The following is a 24,046-nucleotide window of genomic DNA, read 5'->3' as shown; positions in this document are numbered from 1 at the left end:
ATCCTTATAATGGACGCAATATAAGATACAATTTCATCGCTTATTTTTAACAAAAGGATTTTTTATGTCAGAGATTAAACACAGTAAACTGCTTATTTTAGGTTCTGGCCCCGCCGGTTATACCGCGGCAATTTATGCCGCGCGCGCCAATTTAAAACCGGTGCTGGTAACCGGCTTACAGCAAGGTGGCCAATTAACCACCACCAGCGAAATCGAAAACTGGCCGGGCGATTTCGGCGATACTACCGGACCGGCATTAATGCAGCGCATGCTACAACACGCCGAAAAATTCGATACCGAAATCGTCTTCGACCATATTAACCGCGTGGATTTATCATCCCGCCCGTTCAAGCTGTACGGCGATGCGCAAACTTTCAGCTGCGATGCGTTAATCATCGCCACCGGCGCTTCCGCTCGTTATCTGGGTTTACCGTCCGAACAAGCCTATAAAGGCCGCGGCGTTTCCGCTTGTGCGACCTGCGACGGTTTTTTCTATCGCAATAAACCGGTGGCGGTCGTCGGCGGCGGCAATAGCGCTGTGGAAGAAGCGCTTTATCTCGCCAATATCGCCTCCGAAGTGCATCTGATTCACCGTCGTGACAGTTTCCGCGCAGAAAAAATTCTGATCGACCGTTTACATAAAAAAGTCGAGGAAGGTAAAATCATTCTGCATACCAACCGCACTTTAGAAGAAGTATTGGGCGACGAAATGGGTGTAACCGGCGTGCGGTTGCAAGACACCCAATCGGATAAGCGCGAAGAGCTCAAACTGGACGGTGTGTTTATCGCAATTGGACATGCGCCGAACACGGAAATTTTCGCCGATCAGCTGGTCCTGAACAACGGCTACATTGTGGTTAAATCCGGTCTGGAAGGCAATGCCACCGCCACCTCCGTCGCCGGTGTGTTTGCCGCCGGCGATGTGATGGATCACAATTACCGCCAGGCAATTACTTCCGCTGGTACAGGCTGTATGGCGGCGCTGGACGCCGAGCGCTTTCTTGATGCGCAAGAATAAATTAACATAAAAAACACCGTACTTTCACTCACGCTCCGGCACGTTTCCCGCATAAACCGCCTGAGCGTGAGGCGCATTTTTGTACCGGGCATACCGACACAACAAAATATGCGCTGCCGTTTTTAGCGATTAGCTGAAAGTGCCTAACCCAGCAATAACGCCGAACGCCATTGCGCAGGCGAGGCTGAACCGATAACAATAAACCGTCCGTTAGCCGAAAACAAGAATAGCCAAATATCGGACCGATAAATAAAAGAAAACGATCTTATGGACAAAACCCGCCAAAAATACCTGCAAAAATGGTTGCGAATGCAACAGCAGCCAATCAAAAAATTGCTGAATCTGAACATTTTACTGGCAAGCCTGTCTGCCGTGATTTTAGTGGCGCAAACCTACTTTTTAGCTCACATTTTGCATCATCTGATTATTCTGCAAACCGACCGCTTTGAGCTGGTACCTTATTTTCTCGCGCTGATCGCAGGTTTCGGACTGCGTGCTGCGATTATCTGGCTGCGCGAAAAGATCGGCTTTAAGTGCGGTCAACAATTACGCAATATTATCCGCCGCCAGATTCTTGATAAAATTCATCAGGTAGGACCGGCGACTATCAGCAATAAACCGGCGGGCAGCTGGGCGACAATTATGCTGGAACAGGTGGAAAATCTGCACAATTTTTATGCCCGTTATCTGCCGCAGCAGGCGTTAGCCGGGATTGTGCCGGTGGTTATTTTACTTGCGGTGTTTCCTCTAAATTGGGCGGCGGGGTTAATTTTGCTGCTCACCGCACCGCTGATTCCGTTGTTTATGATTTTAGTCGGCATTGCGGCTGCCGACAGCAGCCAAAAAAATATGGCAACCCTTGCCCGTTTAAGCGGTCAGTTTCTTGATCGTCTGCGCGGGCTGGAAACCTTGCGGCTATTTAATCGCACACAGGAACAAACCCGCCATATTGAAGAAAACGCTGACGATTTCCGCATCACCACCATGGAAGTGCTGAAAATGGCATTTTTATCTTCCGCCGTGCTGGAATTTTTTACCTCCATCTCTATTGCGCTGATGGCGGTATATTTCGGTTTCAGTTATCTGGGCGAGCTTGACTTCGGCACTTACGGCACACCGCTCAGCTTATTTATCGGCTTTTTCTGCTTAATGCTGGCGCCAGAATTTTATCAGCCGCTGCGTGATCTCGGCACCTATTACCACGATCGCGCGGCGGGTATCGGCGCCGCCGATGCGATCGTCGATTTCTTACAGCAAGATTATCTGACCGCGCAATCCGTGCCGCAACAATCGCTTGAACTGCAAAGTGCGGTGGAAATTTCGGCAGAAAATTTGGTGGTGCTGTCGCCACAGGGCGATGCGCTGACCCAACCGCTGAATTTCATTTTACCCGCACAAAGCCACACCGCGCTGGTCGGTCAGAGCGGCGCCGGCAAAACCTCATTGATGAACGTATTGCTGGGTTTTCTGCCTTATCAGGGCAGTCTAAAAATTAACGGTATTGAGCTGAATCAAACGGATCTTGTACAGTGGCGCCGCGTCATTGCTTGGGTCGGACAAAATCCGCTGCTGTTACAAGGCACTATCAGAGAAAATCTGCTGCTCGGCGGCATTCAAGCCGACCAAGCCACCATCGAACAGGCATTAAGCCGCGCGCAGGCGAAGGAATTTACTGATAAACTGGGACTGGATGCCGAAATCAAAGAAAACGGCGGCGGTCTTTCCGTCGGTCAGGCGCAGCGTCTGGCTATCGCGCGGGCGCTGCTGCGCCAAGGGCATCTGCTGTTGCTGGACGAACCCACCGCCAGTTTGGATGCACAATCAGAAAATCTGGTGCTACAAGCACTGCAACATATCAGCCGTAATCAAACGACGCTGATGATCACGCACCGCATCGAAGATCTGAAACAATGCGATAATATTTTGGTCATGCAGCAAGGGCGGCTTGTCCAGCAGGGCAATTTCGATCAATTACGCGATCAAGGTTTCTTCGCCGAATTATTGGCACAACGTAAACAGGACATCAACTAATGCGCGCTTTACTTCCTTTTTTATCCTTGTTCAAACACGCTAAATGGGTATTGTTTCTAGGCTTGTTGCTGATGCTCGGCGGGCTTGCCGCCAGTATCGGCTTGCTCACCGTTTCCGGCTGGTTTCTAGCAGCCACCGCAATTGCCGGTGTCGGCACATTATTTAATTATTTCTACCCTTCCGCCAGCGTGCGCGGGCTGGCTATCGGGCGAACCGTCACCCGTTATTTCGAGAAAGTCGTCACCCATGACGCTACTTTCCGAGTGCTGGCAAAACTGCGCGTGCAGGTATTTCGCAAAATTATTCCGCTTAGCCCCGCCGTATTAAACCGCTATCGCAACAGTGATTTGTTAAATCGGCTAGTTGCTGATGTGGATACGCTGGACAGCCTTTATTTACGCCTGCTTGCGCCTTTTATCAGTGCGCTGACGGTCATCGTGCTGCTGACACTCGGTCTAAGCCTGTTTAATCTCAAGCTGGCATTATTTATCGGTATCAGTTTGTTTTTGCTGTTACTGTGCGTGCCGACAATTTTTTATCATCTGGGTACCCGCTTCGGCGACAAACTGACTCGTGCCCGCGCGCAGTATCGCACTCAGTTCGTCGAATTTATTCAGGCACAGGCGGAACTGCTGCTGTTTAACGCGGCACAGCCGTTAGGGCAGAAACTACAACAAACGGAACGGCAATGGCAGCAGTATCAGCAGCGAGAGGCAAATTTATCCGGATTATCCACCGCACTTTTATTGTTCGCCAACGGGCTGATTTTATCCGCAACACTATGGTTTGCCGCTGCTGCAGATTTCGGTTCGACGCCATACGCGGCGGCATTTATTGCGCTGTTTGCCTTTGCCGCTCTCGCCGCGTTCGAGATTTTAATGCCGCTTGGCGCCGCCTTTTTGCATATCGGGCAGGTTATCGCCTCTGCCGAACGGGTCAGCGAAATTACCGAACAGCAACCGTTGGTAGTGTTTAACGGAACGGAAACGGCTGAAAAAAGCACCGCACTTTCAATTCAAATTGAAAATCTGACATTCGCCTACCCGCAGCGCTCGGACATTGCGTTAAATAATCTGCACTTAAATGTGGCTGCGGGACAAAAAGTGGCGATTTTAGGCAAAACCGGCAGCGGCAAATCCACGCTATTACAGCTGCTGGTGCGCAATTACGATGCGCAGCAAGGCAGTATCGTATTGGGCGGCAAACCGATTGCCACTTACAGCGAGCAAAGCCTGCGCACACAGATTTGTTTTTTAACCCAGCGGGTACATGTTTTCAGCGATACGCTGCGTAACAACCTGCAACTTGCCGCTGCGCAAACCATCGACGATAACCGCATGCTGACAGTGCTGAAACAAGTCGGTTTGGCTACGCTGGCGCAGCAAGGGCTGGATATATGGCTCGGCGACGGCGGACGTCCGCTTTCCGGCGGCGAACAGCGCCGTTTGGGGCTGGCTCGAGTATTGTTGAACGATGCGCCGATTTTGCTGCTGGACGAACCGACGGAAGGTTTAGACCGCGAAACGGAACGCCACATTCTGCGCCTGATTCTGGCGCACAGTGAACATAAAACGCTGTTGATGGTGACCCATCGTCTGACCGCTATTGAACGTTTCGACACTCTTTGCGTCATTGATCAATCCCGTTTAATTGAACAGGGAAGTTATGCTGAATTAATCAATAAACCCGGCGGCTATTTCCGGCAACTGGCGGAGAGAATCTGAAACGGCGGCGGGGCGATTTGCGCCAGCATGATGAGAAAACACACAGGGCGGTGCAAAGACCGCCCTGCTAAAATGGGTGGAAACCTTCCCGGCTGAATCTCGGCACACGGAAATTCTGACTTTGGCTGCTTTCTTCCGAACCTGACCGGGTAAACCAGACACCATTGCGAGGAACCGAAAAGGTTTCCATAGAATTAACCGCACAGGCGGTTAAGGCTTGGTATTATGCAATAAGCGAAAGATGATTGCAAATCTTTCGCCGCCGATTGTCGCTAATCGGTTAAAGAATATCCCGGCGACCTCCACCGCAACAATATCGGCGATATAGAACATTGATAACATTATCGGATGCGACGAACAACGCAATTCACTACATAAACAGAAGGAAACGATTATGTCAGCAGTACTTAATAATTTGATACAACTACTTAAACTGGAAAGACTGGATGATGTGCTGTTCCGCGGCGAAAGCCAAGATCTCGGACTGCGCCAGCTGTTTGGCGGACAAGTGATTGCACAGGCGCTGTCTGCCGCCATGCAGGTTGCGCCGCAGGAACGGATTTTGCACTCCTGTCATGCCTATTTCTTAGCACCGGGCGACAGCCAACATCCGATTATCTACGATGTGGAAACCCTGCGCGAAGGACGCAATTTTACCGCATTACGGGTAAAAGCCATTCAGCATAACCAACCAATTTGCCATATTACCGCCTCTTTTCAGCTTGAAGAAGCGGGCTTTGAACACCAAAGCGCGATGCCACAGGTGGGCGAACCGCAGGATTTTCTGCAAGAAAGCGTAGTCATGCAAAAACTGGCGCAGTATATTCCCGCAGCGGTGCGCGACAAATTTACCGCCGAACGACCGTTTGATATTCGCGCCAAATATATGAATAACCCGTTTCACGGCACAAAGTTGCCGCCTGAGCAATACGCTTGGGTGAAAGCAAATGGCAACGTTCCGGCGGATCTGAAGATTCAACAATGCCTGCTGGCTTATTTCTCCGATTTTCATACATTACTGACCGCACTTCATCCGCATAGCAAAGGTTTTCTGGAAACGGGCATGAAAGTGGCAACGATTGACCATGCGATCTGGTTTCACCGTCCGTTTGATTTAAACCACTGGCTACTTTATGCACTGGAAAGCAACAACGCCTATGGCGCACGCGGGCTTTCGCGGAGCGAAATTTTCGACCATCAGGGACGCCTTATCGCCACTACACAGCAGGAAGGGCTAATTCGCTACTGCGCAAACAAAAAATAGCCGCTGCTCGCCATCATATCAATATTGCCCGGTCGAAAGGCATCACATAGCTCGACCGGCTTTGCCCGTTTACCGCAAATAACAAAAACGCCGCCAAAACTGACCGCACTTTTTGCCGACTTTGCACACTGACCGCAAAACAAAAAACGTCATCAAAACCGACCGCACTTTTTGCTGGCTCGAATGCGCGGATAAAAGTTATTTTCTTAGTAAGAATCACCAATAATTTATATTGAAATCAATATATTACTGTATCTTATTGACAAGCCGATTGATCTTCTACGTGCTTTTAAGATGTCGGTTTTATTTCATTTGATAGAAATTACTAATTAAATTTATTACTTAAATAGTTAAAATTTTATCTGTATGATAATTTACATCTGATTTTTATTAACGATGATGTTCAATCCCTCTACTTTAAAGGAGTATGTTATGAGCAAATGCCCTGTTACCCACTTAACCATGAATAACGGCGCGCCAGTGGCGGACAATCAGAACAGTCTGACCGCAGGCGAGCGCGGTCCGTTGCTGGCACAAGATTTGTGGCTGAATGAAAAACTGGCGAATTTCGTGCGGGAAGTGATTCCGGAAAGACGTATGCACGCAAAAGGCTCCGGCGCTTACGGCGTGTTTACCGTCACGCACGATATTACCCGCTACACCAAAGCGAAAATTTTCAGTGAAATCGGTAAAAAAACGGAGATGTTTGCGCGCTTTACCACCGTTGCCGGTGAACGCGGCGCAGCAGACGCGGAACGCGATATTCGCGGTTTCGCATTAAAATTTTATACAGAAGAAGGCAACTGGGATCTGGTTGGCAATAACACGCCGGTATTTTTTCTGCGTGATCCGCGTAAATTCCCGGATTTAAATCGTGCCGTCAAACGTGATCCGCGCACCAATATGCGTTCGGCAAACAATAACTGGGATTTCTGGACACTACTTCCGGGTTTCGTGTCATAATAATGACACAGGCAAATAGTCAAGTAAATACAAGGGTTTTAGAGCTTCTACCAAAGTTTAAAATCAAAAAAATGAATCGTTGGTGTGCTGTTTAGAGCAGTTATTACGAAAATAAATGTTGTAAACAGTACATCAGCATAAAGGAGGAACTCATATGTCTAAGGCGAAAAAAGAGACGATTGAAGCAAAAGGTTTTGCTATTCAAATTTATACTGAAGACTTTAAAAACGACTATATAAGTCTAACAGATATTGCTAGATATAAAAGCGATGAACCAAGTGATGTAATTAAAAATTGGATGAGAAGAAAAGATACAATTGAATTTCTTGGTTTATGGGAAAGCTTAAACAACCTGAATTTCAATTCGGTCGAATTCGACCGAATTAAATCGGAAGCGGGTTATAATTCATTTACATTGTCTCCTAAGAAATGGGTAGAAAAAACAGAAGCTATCGGAATTATTTCAAAAGGCGGAAGATATGGTGGTGCATTTGCACATACAGATATTGCCTTTGAATTTGCTTCATGGATTTCTGCTGAATTTAAGATGTATGTAATTCAGGATTACAAAAGACTTAAGTCAGATGAAAACTCTAAGCTATCATTATGCTGGAATTTGAATAGAGAAATTTCTAAGATTAACTACAAAATCCATACAGATGCAATCAAAGAATACCTCTTAAAGGATCTTACTAGCGAACAGTTGTCTTATAAGTATGCAAGTGAAGCAGATATGCTAAATGTAGCTTTATTTAACAAAAGAGCAAAACAGTGGCGTGAAGAAAATCCTGACTTAAAGGGTAATATGAGAGATTATGCAAGTCTGAATGAGTTACTGGTTCTTGCGAATATGGAAAGCTATAATGCAATTCTTATCGGAAAAGGCATGGATCAAAAAGAAAGAATGATAGAACTTAGAAAGCTTGCCAGAACTCAGCTGATGTCAATTGAAAAGTTGAACAATACAGGTATTAAGAGTTTAGAGGATAAGTCAAAGAAATAGAGAGGTATGTTATGAGATGGGCATTGAAAATAATTTTATTTCCAATAATATTGCTCTTGTCGATACTAATTGCTTTTCTAAAATTTATTATAAAAGTTAGTGGAATGATTTTAGGTATAATATCTTTTCTGGTATTTATCGGAGCAGTAGCTTGCTTTATACAAAAAGATATGATAACAGGAATGGTAGCATTACTTCTAGCATTCTTAATTAGTCCTTATGGGCTACCTAAAATTGCACTGTGGATTACAGCATACCTTGAAGTAGCGAAAGATACATTAAAGGAAATATAAGAGATATAAGACGATGGAATATAAATCTATCGTCTTTTTCTATGCCTAAATTTAAGAGAAAGGAGGCGATGAAATGAGTATGTATTTGTTTGATGAACAACCTATATTGGCAAATAAAGCGTTAGCTAGAGAATTAGGCTTAAATGAAGCTCTTGTGCTTCAACAAATAAATTACTGGATTGAGATAAACAAGAAGTCTGGTAACAATTATCATGATGGCAAGTATTGGACATATAACTCAATAAGAGCATGGCAAGAAAATGATTTCGACTATTTAAGTGTTGATACAGTTAAACGAACTTTTTCTAAGCTTGAAAAAGCGGGCTATCTTTTAGTCGGTAATTATAATAAAGATTCTAGAGATAAAACAAAGTGGTACACAATAAATGACAAGAAATTAGAAGAACTTTATCTTGAACTAAATCAAAGAAAGCAAGAGAAAGAAAGAGAAATATTAGAACAAGCAAGTAAAAGTGCTATGCCTAATGCATTAGTGCAAAATGCACCAATGGAAGAAGGCAAAATCCACCAATGCAATGAGGCATTTAGCACCGATGCATTTGATGAAAATCAACCATTGCATTATGGCAACTTGCATGAACCATTACCAGAGATTACTACAAATAATTCATCAAAGATTACTTCATATATTTCTACAGAGAATTCCTCCCACCTACCCATCTGTGAAAGAGATCCGTTTTATTTAAGGTACGGAATGGAGGAAGGATGTAAAAAAATAAAATCATATAAATCTTGTTTAGAAGAATTAAGAGAAAGTACAGGGTATAACGAACACATGAAGCTAGGTAATAAGATTATTGCTAAAACCTTTGATGAAATAATTAAAGTTTTAGCTGATGTTATGGTATTAAATGCAGAAGATACTGTAACAATAAATCAAACAAAATTACCAGCAAATGTTGTTCAAGAGCGATTTAGAGAACTAGATTCTTCGCATATGGAGTATCTTGTAAATGCTTTATCAGAGAATGAATCAAAAATAAGAAATGTAAGAGCATTTATTTTAACGGCAGCATATAATGCACCAAGCAATATGGATGCCTATTATACAGCACTTGTTAGTTATGATATGAGGGAAGGAGGTTACTGATGATAAATGAGGAAATTTCTAATAGAGTAGTTAATATTGAAGTTAATGTCTTAAAAGCAACATATCAAGAAATCTTGAGCCAAGTAAAGAAGTTGCAACAGAGATCAAAACAACATGGTGGCTTAGATAAACTTATCAAGGCTGAGGGAAATGAAGTCAAACTCAAAGATATGGTTAAGAAAGGTCAGCTTGAAGAAATCAATGTTAAAGACGGCGAATTAAAAGAACTAAAAAAAGAATTGAATAAACATGGTGTTAAATTCTCAGTGATGAAAGATAAGGGAACAGGGACACATTCGGTATTCTTCCAAGCAAAAGACACAAAAGTTATGAATAAAGCTTTTCAAAATGTACTTTCAAATATTGAGAAGAAAGAGAAAAATAAGGAGTCAATTCATAAAAACATAGAGAAATTTAAAGAGATGGCAAAGAACTCTATTTCTAAAGATAAAGTCAAGAATAAACAAAAGGAGCAAAGCCTATGATAGATAAGATACCAAAAGACATCAAAGGCTTATTTAAGGTGCAAGATAAGGCAAAGTTTTTCAAGCAGAACATTCCCTATCTTGCATTTTTCTATGTTGGTAATATTTTTTCTCACCATGTAAGAGCATATACTGGTGGCGATGTGATAGACAAAATCTTTCAAGGAATATTAGAGCTTAATACCATGAGCTTACTGCCAAGTATTCATGTGGCTGATATTTTAATGGGCGTAGGGGTAGTAGCTTTAATTAAGTTTGTTGTCTATACCAAAGGTAAAAATGCAAAAAAGTTTAGGCAAGGTAAAGAGTATGGATCAGCAAGATGGGGAACGACAAAAGATATTCAGCCGTATGTGGATGAAAAGTTCCAAAATAATATCTTGCTTACTCAAACTGAGCGATTAACAATGAATGGAAGACCGGCAAATCCAAAGTATGCAAGAAATAAAAATGTACTTGTTATAGGTGGTTCTGGTTCAGGAAAAACGAGATTTTATGTAAAGCCGAACCTAATGCAAATGCACTCTTCATATTGTGTTACAGATCCTAAGGGAACGATAGTCGTTGAATGTGGCAAGATGCTTGAAGAAAATGGCTATGAGATAAAAATCTTAAATACCATCAACTTCAAAAAGAGCATGAAGTACAATCCATTCGCTTACATCAGAAGTGAAAAAGATATACTGAAACTGGTACAGACAATCATTGCAAACACTAAGGGAGAGGGCGAAAAAGCAGGTGAGGACTTTTGGGTGAAAGCTGAAAAGCTCTACTATACAGCTCTTATCGGATATATCTTCTATGAAGCTCCAAGAGAAGAAAAGAATTTTGCGACACTATTGGACATGATAGATGCTTCAGAAGTTAGAGAAGATGATGAAACCTATATGAATCCGATAGACAGACTATTTGAAGCACTGGAAAAGAATGAGCCTACACACTTTGCAGTCAAGCAATATAAAAAGTACAAATTGGCTGCTGGAAAAACAGCAAAGTCTATTCTTATATCATGTGGTGCAAGGCTTGCTCCCTTTGATATTCAGGAGCTTAGGGACTTGATGAAAGAAGATGAACTTGAGCTTGATACTCTTGGAGATAGAAAGACAGCACTTTTTGTTATTATCTCTGATACAGATGATACCTTTAACTTTGTGGTGTCTATTATGTACTCACAGTTATTTAACCTACTTTGTGATAAGGCAGATGACGAGTACGGAGGAAGATTACCTGTTCATGTAAGGTGCTTGCTTGACGAGTTTGCCAACATCGGCTTAATTCCAAAGTTTGAAAAGCTGATTGCAACAATCCGAAGTAGAGAGATTTCAGCAAGTATTATTTTGCAGGCACAATCTCAGCTAAAGGCAATATACAAGGACAATGCAGATACGATTGTGGGTAACTGTGATAGTACCTTGTTTCTTGGTGGAAAAGAAAAGACCACACTTAAAGAGCTATCTGAAACACTGGGTAAAGAAACCATAGATCTGTATAACACTTCTGAAACTCGCTCCAACGCCAATAGCTATGGACTAAATTATCAAAAGACAGGAAAGGAGCTGATGAGTCAAGATGAGATAACGGTTATGGATGGCAGTAAATGTATTTTTCAGCTTCGAGGTGTCAGACCGTTTCTATCAGACAAATTTGATATTACAAAGCACAAGAATTACAAGCTCCTTGAGGACTATGATAAAAAGAATGTATTTGATATTGAAGACTATATCAAGAGAAAAGGAAAAGTTAAGCTTAATGGAAATACAGTAATTACAAGATTGTAATATTTTCTGTTATAGCTTTATGTGACAGGGGTATATTTGGTATAATAGAAGAAATTAGAATTTTGTTAGGAGGTGAGGCTAATTGAAAGAATATATTTTGAGTTTAGAAAAAGAATTCTCTTTGATAGAAAATGGCTTTAAAGAGCAAGAAAAAAAGCCTTTGCTGATTATAAATCTAATATTAATGAGCATAGCAAAAAATTAGCATTTTTAGCTTATAAATCCAATGTATATCAAGTTAGAATGTATGGTGTGTTTCTCTTTGGATATTTATCATCAGATGAAGAAATTTTAAGATTTATGAGAGATGAAGTTTCTAAAGACGATAATTGGAGAGTTCAAGAAGTATTAGCAAAGGCATTTGATGAATTTTGTAAGAAAACAGGTTATGAAAATTCACTTTCTATTATTGATGAATGGCTACAAAATAGCAATCCAAATACAAGAAGAGCAGTTACAGAGGGTTTGAGAATATGGACAAGTAGACCGTATTTCAAGGAAAATCCTAATGAAGCTATTGAAAGAATTGCAAACTTAAAAGAAGATGGAAGCGAATATGTAAGAAAATCTGTTGGAAATGCTTTAAGGGATATTAGTAAGAAATTCCCAGAGTTGATTAAAATTGAACTTGATAGTTGGAATTTAGAAAGTAAAGAAATTAAACAAGTTTATAAGCTAGCGAGTAAATTAATTGTATGACAATTCCCAGTTTGTCTAACTAAATACAAAACGTCAAAGACGATAGAAAGAAAAAATCTATCGTCTTTTTTCATGCCTATTTTCAATTTTTATTGCGATCAATAAATAGGGAAAACTCGCAAGAGTTGCTAACTAGTATTTCAAATGCCTCTCACTAATATATGCACGACAAAATGCTAGTTCCCTTAAATATGTTACAGAAAGTAAAGGAGAAAAGATGATAAGGATAAGAAGCCCTACCTAAAAGACAACTAAATATACAAATACTTGGCGATTGGAATCAACTTTTCAGTCGCTTTTTTAATTGGAGGAAAAAATGGACAAAGAAATGATTAATATCAATGCCAATCTGTTAAAAGAACCTACTTTTGGAACTTTTACAAGAGGTGATGAAGAAGTTCAAGTTGTAAATTTTGCTCTTTCGAAAGGATATGGAAAAGGTAGAGAGTATATCAACTGTGCAGCATATGGCAATAAATCTGAAGTAGCTAAGGAATTTTCAGAAGGTGATTTCATTCATGTATATGGCTACTTCAATAAACGAACTAAAAATGGAAAGATATATAAGAATTTTGTGGTTATGTCTATGAACAAAATTGAAAAGAAAGAAGAAAACGAGGAGGAATAAATAATGGATTTTTTCGTACAAGCAGTTAATGTATTAAAGATTTTGGTAATGGCAGTAGGTGCTGGTCTTGGAGCATGGGGTGTTATCAACCTTATGGAGGGATATGGTAATGATAACCCTGGAGCAAAATCTCAGGGTATTAAACAGCTAATGGCTGGTGGAGGTATCGTTCTAATCGGCTTAAAACTAATTCCATTACTTTCAAATGTCTTGAAGTAAGGAGAGTAGCTTATGTTTGGTATTTTCGATAAGATAGAAGAATTTTTTAAAGAGCTTCTTCTCGGAGGTATCCAAGCAAATCTTGAGTCAATGTTTATCGACATTAATGATAAAGTCGGAGCAGTTGCAACTGATATAGGTAAGACACCGATGGGATGGAACTCAGAGGTATTTAATTTTATTAAGAGTATCAATGATAGTGTCATTATTCCAATTGCAGGTTTAATCATTACAGCAGTCCTTTGTATTGAGCTGATAAATATGGTTATGCAAAAAAACAATATGCACGATACGGACACTTTTGAGTTTTTTAAGTACATGATAAAGATGTGGATAGCTGTATGGCTTGTATCTCATGCCTTTACATTCTCAATGGCTGTATTTGATGTTGCACAACACCTTGTAAATCAGGCGGCAGGAGTAATAAATACTTCTGCCACTGTTTCAGGTGATCAGATTGTTCAGATGGTTGAGGGATTAAAAGATAAAGGTCTTGGAGAACTGGTGATGATACTCTTTGAAACCTCACTTGTTAAAGTTGCAATACAGGTTATGTCGGTAGTCATTATGCTAGTTGTATATGGCAGAATGTTTGAGATATATGTTTACTGTTCAGTTTCAGCAATTCCATTTGCCACTATGGGAAATAAGGAATGGGGACAAATTGGAACAAACTATATCAAAGGTCTGTTTGCTATTGGACTTCAAGGCTTATTCTTGATTATATGCTTGGGTATTTACGCAGTTTTAGTAAAGACGATAAAGATAACGGACATTCATGCAAGTACCTTTATGATATTAGGCTATGCATTACTTCTTGGTCTAATGATGTTAAAGAGTGGAACGCTTGCAAAGAGTGTATTAAACGCACATTAAGGAGGATTTTTAATGATAGAAGTAAAGAAAAAGTTTTTTCCTGTTTCAATTATTGTAGTAGGGATTGGAGCATTTACTATCTCAATTTTTAACAGGAATAAATTAAAGAATTTAGAAGATGAAGTAAAAAGTACAAGAGATGATGTGAAATCTATCCTTTGTTATCAAGAGCAGAAAAATGCACTAATTGAATCGGAATTAGAAGAGATGAGAAATGAAGTTGCTTCATGCTATGAGCATTTTGAAGTATTTTCAAAGGAAAAAGAAGATGGGAGGTAAGCTATGGGATATGTACCAATTCCCAAGGATTTAAAAAAGGTAAAAACAAAGGTAGCCTTTAATCTTACAAGAAGACAATTAATTGGATTTACACTTGCTGGACTGGTTGGTATACCAGTCTATTTATTTATGAGAAAGTTTATGCCAAATGATATAGCGATACTTTTTTTAATTGTATCAACGCTTCCAATCTTCTTTGTAACACTATTTGAAAAAGATGGACTTACCTTTGAGAAATATTTTAAGCACATATATCTACACAAGTTTTATCAACCACAGAAGCGAGTGAGAAGGGAGGTTTACCTTGAACAAGAAAAGAAAAATACAGCAAATTCAATTAGAAAAAAATCAAAAGGTATTAAAGGAAAACAAAAGAAACCTGAAAAAAGAAAAGCTGACTAGGCAAAAGAAAAAAACTTCTTTGATCGACTTAATATTTAAGAAAGAGCCTAAGAGATACACTGTTGAAGATACAATACCTTATATGAGAATGCTAAAAAGCGGGATATGCCAGCTTGATGAAAAGCACTTTAATAAGTGTATTGCATTTCAGGATATAAACTATCAGCTTGCATTAGAAGAAGATAAGGATTTGATTTTCAATCAATTTGCGAATGTCTTAAACTCTTTTGATCCAAGTGTAGACATTGAATTTTCATATATCAATCAACTTGGAAGAAATAATGAATTAAAAGCCGCTATTCAGATACCGGATAAAAATGATGGTTATGATGATATTCGATTAGAGTTTCGTGAGATGTTAAAAAGTCAGCTTGCAAAGGGAAACAACGGGCTAAAGAAATCGAAGTATATTACTTTTGGAGTGGAAGCGGATAGTTTGGAGCAAGCGACTGCAAAACTTGAGCGACTTGAGATTGATATATTGTCAAATCTAAAGAGTATGGGAGTTCGTGCTGAGGGCTTAACTGGAACAGAAAGACTAAAAGTCTTACATGATATTTTAAATCCAGATAAGCTCTTTTCTTTTTCCTATAAAGACTTAAAACCAAGAGAAAGTACAAAGACTGTTATTGCACCAGATTCTTTTAACTTCGTGCCAAGTAAGTATTTTAAGTTTGGAAAATATATTGGAGCAGTAAGTCATCTTCAAATACTTGCAAGTGAGCTATCGGATAGAATGCTTGCAGAATTTTTAGATATAGATGATAACATCAATATTTCTTTTCATATCAAGGCAGTTGAGCAGACAGAAGCTATTAAGATGGTGAAAAGAAAAAATACAGATATTGATAAGATGAAAATTGAGGAAAATAAAAAGGCAGTTAGAAGTGGCTATGATATGGACATCTTGCCAAGTGATTTAATTACCTATGGAGATAATATCAAGATGCTTTTAAAAGATCTCCAGACAAGAGATGAGCGTATGTTTATCGTAACGATTGTCTTTATGAATTTTGCAAGGACAGTACAAAAGCTTGATACGACTATTTCTCAAATTTCATCTATTGCAAGTAAACATAATTGTAAGATTAAACGCTTAGATCATAGTCAAGAACAAGGCTTTGTAAGTGTATTACCTCTTGGAGTAAATAAAATTGAAATAGATAGAGGGCTAACCTCATCATCTACAGCAGTCTTTTTACCATTTACAACAGAGGAGCTTTTCATAAACTCATCAAATAGCTTGTACTATGGATTAAATGCCTTAAGCCATAATCTTATTATGGCGGATAGAAAAATGCTTAAAAATCCAAATGGCTTAATTTTAGGTACGCCTGGTTCTGGTAAGTCATTTTCTGCCAAGCGTGAAATGGCAAATGCTATTCTTACAACAGATGATGATGTGATTATTTGTGATCCAGAGGGAGAATATGGCAACCTTGTTAAACAGTTTAAGGGAGAAGTCATTAAGGTTAGTGCAAAGAGTAAAGACTATCTCAATCCACTAGATATAAATATGAATTATGGAGATGGTGATGCACCACTTAAGGATAAGGCAAACTTTATTATGTCTATGCTTGAACTTGTGGTTGGTGGTAGTGGACTTACAGCAGAAGAAAAGTCTGTTATAGATAGGTGTTTACCTAGAATTTATGAAAAGTATTTTGAAAATCCAATTCCAGAGAATATGCCTATACTCCAAGACCTTTACAATATGTTAAAAGGACAAGAAGAAAAGGTGGGAAAGAAACTTGCAACAGAAATGGAAATCTATGTTTCAGGAAGTCTTAACGTCTTCAATAATCAATCCAATGTGGACTTAAATAAGCAGCTTATTTGCTTTGACATTAAAGAACTTGGAACACAGCTTAAGAAGATAGGTATGCTTGTTATTCAAGACCAGGTTTGGAATAAGGTTTCTCAAAACAGAAATACCGGCAAAAGCACAAGGTATTACATTGACGAATTTCACTTGCTTTTAAAGGATGAACAGACTTCACAGTATTCGGTGGAAATATGGAAGAGATTTAGAAAATGGGGAGGTATTCCAACAGGCATTACACAAAATGTCAAAGATCTACTTGCAAGTAAAGAAATTGAAAATATTTTCGATAATACGGATTTTATTCTAATGCTTAATCAAGCAACAGGTGATAGAGACTGGCTTGTTGTAAAGCTTAAAATCTCAAAGGATCAGGAAAAATTCGTTACCAATTCGAGAGCTGGTGAAGGTCTGATTTTCTTTGGAAATACCATTGTTCCATTTGTAGATAATTTCCCTAAAGACACAATCCTATATCAAAAGATGACTACAAAACCTGAAGAAGTGAGGTAGCGTCTTATGAGTAAAAAAAGAAAGCGAGATTTGAATGAAAAGTTAAGGGCAAGAGAAGAAAAAATAATCACAAAGGCTGAAACAGATGATGTCCTAGATTACAAAAGAAAAACTGGAGATGATTATAGAGACAAGGTTGTTAAAGATGAAAATAGGTTTCAAGACAAGATTCACGAGAAGATAAGTAAAAGGTCTGATATTACTAGTGAAATAGACACAAGTAACAAGAGCAAAAATGCTATAAAAAGAAATCTTCAAAGTAACAGTTTTGAAACTGACAGTGGAATGAAGCCTATTGTAGAGTCTCCAGAGAAAAACCAAAGGATAGAAGCTAATTCAGATGCTTATAGAGTTTTTGAAAATACTGCTTCTAAAGAAACTCATAGGAATAGAGAAGTAGGTAATACTAATAATGGTTTGAATAGTCAGAGCGTAAATGTTAATAAGCGAAAACATTCTAAAAAACTTGTGAGTGATTTTGCTGAAACGGAAGTAGCTAAGTCAGATTATCAAACAAAGGTTAAAGAAAATCGTATCTATGATCCTTTAGCAAAAGACCAAGATGGTGATGGTGTTATTGATAGATATGATAATGACTTTAGAGATAGCGATGTATCTTATGAGCCTTTAGGTAATAAAAAATCCAAACTTCATGAAAAGCAGAAGAAATCACTTAAAAGAAAGAACTATTCTGATAAGCTCTTTACAAGAAAAGGGGCAGATAAGAAAAAGGAAGATAATATTAACGCTTCTAACACTGGCAAAGAAGTCATCAAAGATAGGGAAAAGAAAAATCAGCTTTATAAAAGGTATAACAAGGAAACCTTAGTCGGTGGAAGTGTGATTGGAGCTGCAAAACTTGGTGAGGTTACAAGTGCTTATCTATCATCTGGTAGTGATGAAAATGCATCTGTTGAAGCTGCTGAAAAAGGCTTAGGAAGTTCCTCTAAACTTATTCATGGTGTAAAGAATTATTCGGACAAGAGAAAAAGTAAGAAGTTATATGATTTAGAAAAGAGCGATAGGAAAATCCAAAGTAGAAAATCTAAGCTTCAGTTTAGAAAAAGCATGGACGAGGTTAAGAAGACCGACCAATATAAAAAAGCAAATGCTTATAAAAAGTTTCAAAAGAAGAAACAGATGAAGTCAGCTATCTATAAACAAAATAAGACAAGAATTAGAGATAGAGTTAAAAAGACACTGATGAATACATTTAAGGTATCTAAAGACTTCATCATAAGAAAAGCAAAAGTGGTAGCAATCATAATGACCGCCATAATTATTTTTGGAACTTTTGTATTTAACTTTGCAAGCATGACAATGGGTGGATTTGCTAACTCTACAAGTAGTGTTTTAACAACATCATATTTATCAAGCCCAAATGTTTTAACTGAGATTAACCAAAGTTTTTCAAACAAGGAGAATGACTTATATAGCGAGCTTGAAAATGTAGAAAAGAATAATCCCGGATACGATGAATATATCGTAAGAAAAAATGGAGATATTGGTCATAATGTTCATGAGCTTTTATCCTATATCACTTCAAGATGTGGTGAAGTAAAGAGTTTGTCTGAAGTTAGTAGTATTTTAGATGACTTGTTTAAGACTATGTACCATGTCGATTATAAAGAGGAAATAGAGATAAGATATAAGACTGTAACTGGAACTTACACTGATGAAGGGGGGAACGGATATACCGAGAGCCACGAAGAACCTTATGAGTATAGAAAGCTCATTGTTACTTTAAGTAAAAGAGAAATGGATAGCGTGGTTCGAGAAGTCTTCGCCAAGTATCCAGATAATTTAAAGCATTATGAAGCACTATTCCTTGCACAGGGGAATATGGGCGAAATGTTTGGCAACACGAATCTCATTACTGCAAACGGTGGCATAGGTGGAGGAAAAGAATACGAAGCATCCTCTGATGTTCAAAAGAAAATTGTAAATGCAGCATATATTACTCCATCACCTGGAGTAGGTTGGTGTGCAATGTGGGTTTCTCAGGTTTATCAAAATGCAGGTCTTGGATATATCGGAGGTAATGCTAATGATATGTATCGAAACCATACATTTACTTCTGATAGATCAAAGTTAAAAGTAGGAATGCTTGTAGCAGTTGAAAGTAGCAGTAGTGGTGGACAAGCTGGACTTACTTATGGTCATGTCGGAATTTATATTGGTGATGGTAAGGTGATGGATAATATTGGAGTAGTTAGGGTAACAACCTTAGATGATTGGATTGCAACATTCTGTAAACACCATCCAGTAGGATTTGGATTTCCACCAAATGTACAAAGATAGAAGGGAGTGGAAAATGTGAATAGGGAACTGAATACTGTTAATAAAAAAATTCAAAAATTATTAGATAAGAAGGCTCAGATCGATAAAGATTTAGAGCCTTTATTTATTCGTAAAGAAGAGCTATTAGACCAAGAATATGTAGTGATTTGTAGAGAGAACAATATCACTCTTGAGGAATTAGTGAAGATGTTCAAAGAGAAAAAAGAAAAGGAGAAATATAATAATGAAAAGCAAATTGAAGAATAAGAAAGTATTGGTCGCACTTATTGGAGCCACGTTACTTTTGGTTTCAATTATAGGTGTGATGACTGTAAATAAGCAGATTGTATTTGCAAAAGATGGAACTGTACTTTCAATGCTTAATCCGATTGAAGCTCTTGCAGAAACGGAAGAGAAATTTGAAGTAAAGATTAAATATGTATTTTCAGACGAGAAAGTATTTAAGGAAGAGGTTGTAAAGGCAGATAAAGGACAAATCTTTGATAGTGGTGACTTGCCAATGTTACCTGACGATATGAAATTCATTGATGATTTTCTTTATTATGAAGTAAAAGGCGACGGGAAAGATGAGATTATCCGTAAGGTAGAAAAGATTGTAAAAGATGAAGCAACTCAGACTGAAAATGAAAAAGATAAAGAAAAGAAGACTGAGGAAGTAAAACAGGATAAAGCCACTCAAACAGAAGAACCTAAGAAAGATTCATCATCTCAGACAGATATTACCAAAAATGATTTAGACAAAATGGATAAGGAGTCTAAAGAGTTAAAAGAAAAGGTGGATAATCTTAGTAAGGAACTTAAGGAGAAAAACAAGTTAAGTGATAAGCAAAAAGATAAAATCAAAAATCTTGAAGATGAAATTGAAGCTTTGGAAAAGAAAATCAAAAAGGATAAGGATTCTATAGATTCTTCAAAAGAAAATACTGAGCTTAAAAAATCTATTGAAGAGTTAGAAAAGAAGACTAAGGAGCTACAGGAAAAGCTTAATTCTATAAATAAAATAGGAATTAATTCTAATCCAACTATCTCAAATTCAGTACCTAAAAATAATGAATCTTTTAGCAAGTTTATTCCAAGTACACCTATAAATACAGGAAAAGGTAGCGATGCTTCTGGTAGTGTATCAACAACATCTAAGACAGAAAATAAGGTAGAAACTAAGCCAGATAAAAAAGAGGAGAAGCAGGAAATCCGTTATCCGAATAAGCTAACACCTAAACAGCTTTCAAATAGTGGAAATACGTCTTCTATGGATGGAACAAGTAAGCCTGTAAATACCAATAAAGGAGTAGCGTCAGCACCATCAAAGGCAAGAGGAACTGTTACAGAGAATAAGGATAATGCAAACAAAGATTATCCAATTCACCACAATGATGGTAAAGATAATAAGTCTACAGATATGTATTCAGTAGATGCAAGACAGTTTGTAACTTTTACGACTAAAAATGGAAAGACTTTTCATCTAATTATTAATCATGATGAAGATAGCGAGAATGTCATGCTTTTAACAGAAGTTTCAGAAGATGATTTGCTGAATATGGTTGAAAAGAAAGAAACACAAAAGGATATTGTAAAGGAAGAGCCAATAAAAGAAGAGACTAAACCAGTGAAAAAAGAAGAGAGTAGCAATATGGGAACATACTTAATTCTGATTCTTGTGGTAGCTGGAGCATTAGGTGCAGGTTATTACTTCAAGGTTGTTAAAAAGAAAGAAAATGAAGAACTTGAAGCATTAGAAGATGATGACGATGATTTTTTCTCAGAAGCTGATGAAAGTGAAGAAACCTCAGAAATAGAGGTTGAAGAAATCGAAGAAGATGAAGAATAAAATGCATCATAAATTATATGATTTTTGGTGCAAGTTAAAGGCGAGGGAGTATTATCTTTCGCCTTATTTTATTTGAAAGATTGGAGATAATATGGATTTAGTTATTGCAGAAAAACCGAGTGTAGCTATATCAATTGCAAAGGTAATAGGAGCTACAAAAAAGAAAGAAGGATACTACGAGGGAAATGGATATAGGGTATCATGGTGCGTTGGTCATCTAATTCAGATGGCAAATCCTGATAGCTACGATGAAAAGTATGCTAAGTGGAATATGGAAGATTTACCGATTATTCCGACTAAATATAAGTATGAGGTTTCAAAATCTACTAAGAAACAATTTAGCATCTTGAAGAAACTATTGAATGATAAAGAAGTAGAGAATGTAGTAAATGCTTGTGATGCAGGTCGTGAGGGAGAAAGCATATTTAGACTTGTTTACAATCAAGTAAATTGTAAAAAGAAGATGAAACGACTTTGGATTTCATCAATGGAAGATAGTGCAATTAAAGATGGTTTTAGAAACTTAAAAGATGGAAGTTACTACGATGATTTATTTGAATCTGCCAAGGCAAGAGCGATTGCTGACTGGCTAGTCGGAATGAATATTAGTAGGCTTTATTCTTGTTTGTATAAGCAAAATTATAGTGTGGGAAGAGTACAAACACCTACACTTGCAATGATTGTAAATAGGGAATATGAAATTAATAATTTCAAGAAAGAAAAATACTATACAGTAGAACTTTCTTTAGATGGATTTTCACTTTCTACAGATAGAATTGATGACAGGACTACAACAGAGCAGCTAATCAATTTAGTAGGTAATTCCATAGAAATTACTGATGTCGTTCAAAAAGAAAAGATAACAAAGCCTGAGTTACCGTTTGACCTCACAACACTTCAAAGGGAATGTAATAAGTGTTTTGGATATAGTGCGAAACAGACACTTGATTATGCTCAAAGTCTTTATGAGAAGAAACTTATCACATATCCAAGAACTGATAGCAGATGTCTGACTGAAGATATGATTACATGCGTCATTAATAATATCTTAGGCAAGAATGACTTTGATACTGAAAGAATTAAGATAGTGTTTAATTCCAAAAAAGTTACAGATCACCATGCGATTATGCCGACAATCAGCTCATTAAAAGATGATATTTCAGCTCTTCCAGAAAGTGAAGAAAAAGTATATAGATTTATAACAAATAAACTTCATGCAAGTGTTGGATACCCTTTAGTAGAAAATACTACAAAAATAGTTGCTGAGTTTGATGGTTTTGAATTTACAAGTAGTGGCAAAGTGATAATTGATGAGGGATTCACTAAGTATCTAAAAGAATATAAAACTAAGAAAACTGAAGATACATTACTACCAGGTGTAAAGGTAGGCGAAGTATTTGAGATAAGAAATAAAGAAGTAAAAGAGAAATATACATCACCACCTAAGCATTTTACAGAAGATACACTTCTTAAGGCTATGGAAGTAGCGGGTAATGACGCCTTAGAAAAAGGCATTGAGGTAGAAAGAAAAGGACTTGGTACACCGGCAACTCGTGCAGGTATTATTGAAAACTTGATTTTCAAAGGTTTTATCGAAAGAGATAAAAAGAATTTGATTGCAACTAATAAAGGAATTAGTTTGGTGACTATTGTTTCAGATACTTTTAAATCAGCAGAAACTACTGCCGAATGGGAAATGAAACTATCTGATATTGCTAATGGCAAGGCGGATAAGGATGACTTCTTAAAAGGTATAGAGAATGAAATAAGAGAAACAGTAGGAATATATCGTAAATAATTTTTAGGGGAATGAGAGCTAATCTTGTTCCCTTATTTTATTGGAGGTGATGAAAATAGATGAGTTGAATGTATTAGAACTGTTTGGTGGTATAGGTGCTATTAGAAAAGCTTTAATAAGGCAAAAAATACCTCATAAGATGGTTGATTATGTAGAGATAGATAAGAACTGTGTTAAAAGCTATAATGCACTTTATGATGAAGAATTTGAGCCTAAAAGTATAGTAGATTATCATCCACCAGATGAAAAAATAGATTTATTAATGCATGGTAGTCCATGTCAAGATTTTAGTCGAAGTGGCTTAAAGAAAGGTGGCACAAAAGGTAGTGGTACAAGAAGTAGTCTTCTTTTTGAAACAATACGAATAATAGAAGAAATGAATATTAAGCCCAAGGTTGTGCTTTGGGAAAATGTAAAGGGAGTTCTCGATAGAAATTTGAGAGCTTCCTTTTTTCATTACTTAAAAGAAATGGAGAGACTAGGATATGAGAACAAATATGAAATTCTAAATGCTATGGATTTTGGAATACCACAGAAAAGAGAGCGTATCTTTGTTGTGAGCATCTTGGAAAATAATCTTTTTAACTTTGCTAAACTCGAAAAAATGCAAGCAATGGACATATCTGAATTTATAGAGAAAGATGTTTCCAATCTTTATGAAGTAAGGCAAGAGTCAATGCTTCGATATATAAGAGGAGAACCTAAAAATAAAAATTTTAGAGGAAGACTTAAAGTGATAGAGAAGTTTGCATATACCATTTCCACCAAGCAAGTGCGTATTCCTAATTCAGGAATTATAGATTTAGGTAATGATAGATATAGATATTTAACGGAGCGAGAGTGTTTTCGACTTATGGGTTTCGATGATGAAGACTTTGATAAACTCAAAGCTATATATCCAGGAAGAAAAGGTAAATTATCGTCAATACTATATAAACAAGCTGGAAATAGCATTGTCGTGAATGTGTTAGAAGCAATATTAAAGGAAATTTTGAAGAACTAGGAGGTAAA

General features: G+C 37.9%; 22 protein-coding genes, 1 other RNA gene and 1 pseudogene. 23 read left to right on the top strand and 1 reads right to left on the bottom strand.

Annotated features, from left to right (window positions below):
- Nucleotides 1-64 precede the first annotated feature (64 nt).
- The 3 genes from trxB (at nucleotide 65) to cydC (ending at nucleotide 4,773) form a co-directional block, all read left to right on the top strand.
- Nucleotides 65-1,018, top strand: coding sequence for a thioredoxin-disulfide reductase (gene trxB / locus BN3349_RS04960; RefSeq protein WP_040976253.1), 954 nt, complete (start codon nucleotides 65-67; stop codon nucleotides 1,016-1,018).
- Between the two features lie 267 nt (nucleotides 1,019-1,285).
- Nucleotides 1,286-3,049 (top strand): heme ABC transporter permease/ATP-binding protein CydD, encoded by a 1,764-nt coding sequence (cydD, locus tag BN3349_RS04955; protein WP_040976252.1) that lies wholly within the window; start codon nucleotides 1,286-1,288, stop codon nucleotides 3,047-3,049.
- A complete protein-coding gene (cydC, locus tag BN3349_RS04950) occupies nucleotides 3,049-4,773 on the top strand; it encodes a heme ABC transporter ATP-binding protein/permease CydC (protein WP_040976251.1) in 1,725 nt (574 codons plus the stop codon). Before cydD ends, cydC begins: the two co-directional genes overlap by 1 nt.
- Nucleotides 4,774-4,855: 82 nt before the next feature.
- Here cydC and ffs read toward each other — a convergent pair.
- An RNA gene (gene ffs / locus BN3349_RS04945) (signal recognition particle sRNA small type) lies at nucleotides 4,856-4,954 on the bottom strand.
- A 213-nt stretch (nucleotides 4,955-5,167) separates the two neighbouring features.
- Here ffs and tesB point away from each other — a divergent pair.
- From tesB to BN3349_RS04845, 20 genes and pseudogenes are all read left to right on the top strand, one after another.
- Nucleotides 5,168-6,037 carry an acyl-CoA thioesterase II gene (gene tesB, locus BN3349_RS04940; protein ID WP_040976250.1) on the top strand — a complete coding sequence of 290 codons (870 nt, stop codon included), beginning with the start codon at nucleotides 5,168-5,170 and terminating at the stop codon, nucleotides 6,035-6,037.
- A gap of 432 nt (nucleotides 6,038-6,469) precedes the next feature.
- Nucleotides 6,470-6,985, top strand: a pseudogene (katE2, locus tag BN3349_RS04935) (catalase KatE2); the annotation flags it as partial.
- Nucleotides 6,986-7,154: 169 nt separating this feature from the next.
- Nucleotides 7,155-8,003, top strand: coding sequence for a KilA-N domain-containing protein (locus BN3349_RS04925; protein WP_040976248.1), 849 nt, complete (start codon nucleotides 7,155-7,157; stop codon nucleotides 8,001-8,003).
- Between the two features lie 11 nt (nucleotides 8,004-8,014).
- Nucleotides 8,015-8,296 (top strand): CD1845 family protein, encoded by a 282-nt coding sequence (locus tag BN3349_RS04920; RefSeq protein WP_040976247.1) that lies wholly within the window; start codon nucleotides 8,015-8,017, stop codon nucleotides 8,294-8,296.
- Nucleotides 8,297-8,369: 73 nt separating this feature from the next.
- On the top strand, nucleotides 8,370-9,407 hold the full coding sequence (locus tag BN3349_RS04915; RefSeq protein WP_040976246.1) for a DUF6017 domain-containing protein: 1,038 nt from the start codon (nucleotides 8,370-8,372) through the stop codon (nucleotides 9,405-9,407).
- Complete coding sequence (locus tag BN3349_RS04910; protein WP_040976245.1) at nucleotides 9,407-9,892, top strand: PcfB family protein; 486 nt, start codon at nucleotides 9,407-9,409, stop codon at nucleotides 9,890-9,892. The genes BN3349_RS04915 and BN3349_RS04910 overlap by 1 nt, the downstream gene beginning before the upstream one ends.
- A complete protein-coding gene (locus tag BN3349_RS04905; RefSeq protein WP_040976244.1) occupies nucleotides 9,889-11,670 on the top strand; it encodes a VirD4-like conjugal transfer protein, CD1115 family in 1,782 nt (593 codons plus the stop codon). The genes BN3349_RS04910 and BN3349_RS04905 overlap by 4 nt, the downstream gene beginning before the upstream one ends.
- Nucleotides 11,671-11,752: 82 nt before the next feature.
- Nucleotides 11,753-11,875 (top strand): hypothetical protein, encoded by a 123-nt coding sequence (locus tag BN3349_RS12280; protein ID WP_281256012.1) that lies wholly within the window; start codon nucleotides 11,753-11,755, stop codon nucleotides 11,873-11,875.
- Nucleotides 11,851-12,369 carry a DNA alkylation repair protein gene (locus tag BN3349_RS04900; RefSeq protein WP_245853752.1) on the top strand — a complete coding sequence of 173 codons (519 nt, stop codon included), beginning with the start codon at nucleotides 11,851-11,853 and terminating at the stop codon, nucleotides 12,367-12,369. Before BN3349_RS12280 ends, BN3349_RS04900 begins: the two co-directional genes overlap by 25 nt.
- A 316-nt stretch (nucleotides 12,370-12,685) precedes the next feature.
- The gene (locus BN3349_RS04895) at nucleotides 12,686-12,997 is read left to right on the top strand and encodes a hypothetical protein (protein WP_040976243.1); all 312 of its coding nucleotides are present in this window, start codon (nucleotides 12,686-12,688) and stop codon (nucleotides 12,995-12,997) included.
- A gap of 3 nt (nucleotides 12,998-13,000) precedes the next feature.
- The gene (locus tag BN3349_RS04890; RefSeq protein WP_000345446.1) at nucleotides 13,001-13,216 is read left to right on the top strand and encodes a Maff2 family mobile element protein; all 216 of its coding nucleotides are present in this window, start codon (nucleotides 13,001-13,003) and stop codon (nucleotides 13,214-13,216) included.
- Nucleotides 13,217-13,228: 12 nt separating this feature from the next.
- On the top strand, nucleotides 13,229-14,092 hold the full coding sequence (locus BN3349_RS04885) for a VirB6/TrbL-like conjugal transfer protein, CD1112 family (RefSeq protein ID WP_000466903.1): 864 nt from the start codon (nucleotides 13,229-13,231) through the stop codon (nucleotides 14,090-14,092).
- Nucleotides 14,093-14,104: 12 nt separating this feature from the next.
- Nucleotides 14,105-14,371, top strand: coding sequence for a hypothetical protein (locus BN3349_RS04880; RefSeq protein WP_040976242.1), 267 nt, complete (start codon nucleotides 14,105-14,107; stop codon nucleotides 14,369-14,371).
- A gap of 3 nt (nucleotides 14,372-14,374) precedes the next feature.
- On the top strand, nucleotides 14,375-14,773 hold the full coding sequence (locus BN3349_RS04875; protein WP_040976241.1) for a PrgI family protein: 399 nt from the start codon (nucleotides 14,375-14,377) through the stop codon (nucleotides 14,771-14,773).
- Nucleotides 14,676-17,108, top strand: coding sequence for a VirB4-like conjugal transfer ATPase, CD1110 family (locus BN3349_RS04870; RefSeq protein ID WP_040976240.1), 2,433 nt, complete (start codon nucleotides 14,676-14,678; stop codon nucleotides 17,106-17,108). Before BN3349_RS04875 ends, BN3349_RS04870 begins: the two co-directional genes overlap by 98 nt.
- Nucleotides 17,109-17,114: 6 nt before the next feature.
- Nucleotides 17,115-19,409, top strand: coding sequence for a CHAP domain-containing protein (locus BN3349_RS04865; RefSeq protein WP_040976239.1), 2,295 nt, complete (start codon nucleotides 17,115-17,117; stop codon nucleotides 19,407-19,409).
- 15 nt (nucleotides 19,410-19,424) lie between these two features.
- Complete coding sequence (locus BN3349_RS04860; protein WP_040976497.1) at nucleotides 19,425-19,655, top strand: hypothetical protein; 231 nt, start codon at nucleotides 19,425-19,427, stop codon at nucleotides 19,653-19,655.
- On the top strand, nucleotides 19,633-21,237 hold the full coding sequence (locus tag BN3349_RS04855; RefSeq protein ID WP_040976238.1) for a CD1107 family mobile element protein: 1,605 nt from the start codon (nucleotides 19,633-19,635) through the stop codon (nucleotides 21,235-21,237). Before BN3349_RS04860 ends, BN3349_RS04855 begins: the two co-directional genes overlap by 23 nt.
- 91 nt (nucleotides 21,238-21,328) lie before the next feature.
- On the top strand, nucleotides 21,329-23,035 hold the full coding sequence (locus BN3349_RS04850) for a DNA topoisomerase 3 (RefSeq protein ID WP_040976237.1): 1,707 nt from the start codon (nucleotides 21,329-21,331) through the stop codon (nucleotides 23,033-23,035).
- Nucleotides 23,036-23,084: 49 nt separating this feature from the next.
- Nucleotides 23,085-24,038: a DNA cytosine methyltransferase gene (locus tag BN3349_RS04845; protein WP_048736311.1), complete on the top strand. Its 954-nt coding sequence runs from the start codon at nucleotides 23,085-23,087 to the stop codon at nucleotides 24,036-24,038.
- Nucleotides 24,039-24,046 lie beyond the last annotated feature (8 nt).

Source organism: Necropsobacter massiliensis (genome assembly GCF_000827595.2).
Classification (GTDB): domain Bacteria; phylum Pseudomonadota; class Gammaproteobacteria; order Enterobacterales; family Pasteurellaceae; genus Necropsobacter; species Necropsobacter massiliensis.
Note: the sequence above shows the minus strand (reverse complement) of the source record. Positions and strands in the feature narration are given on the sequence as shown.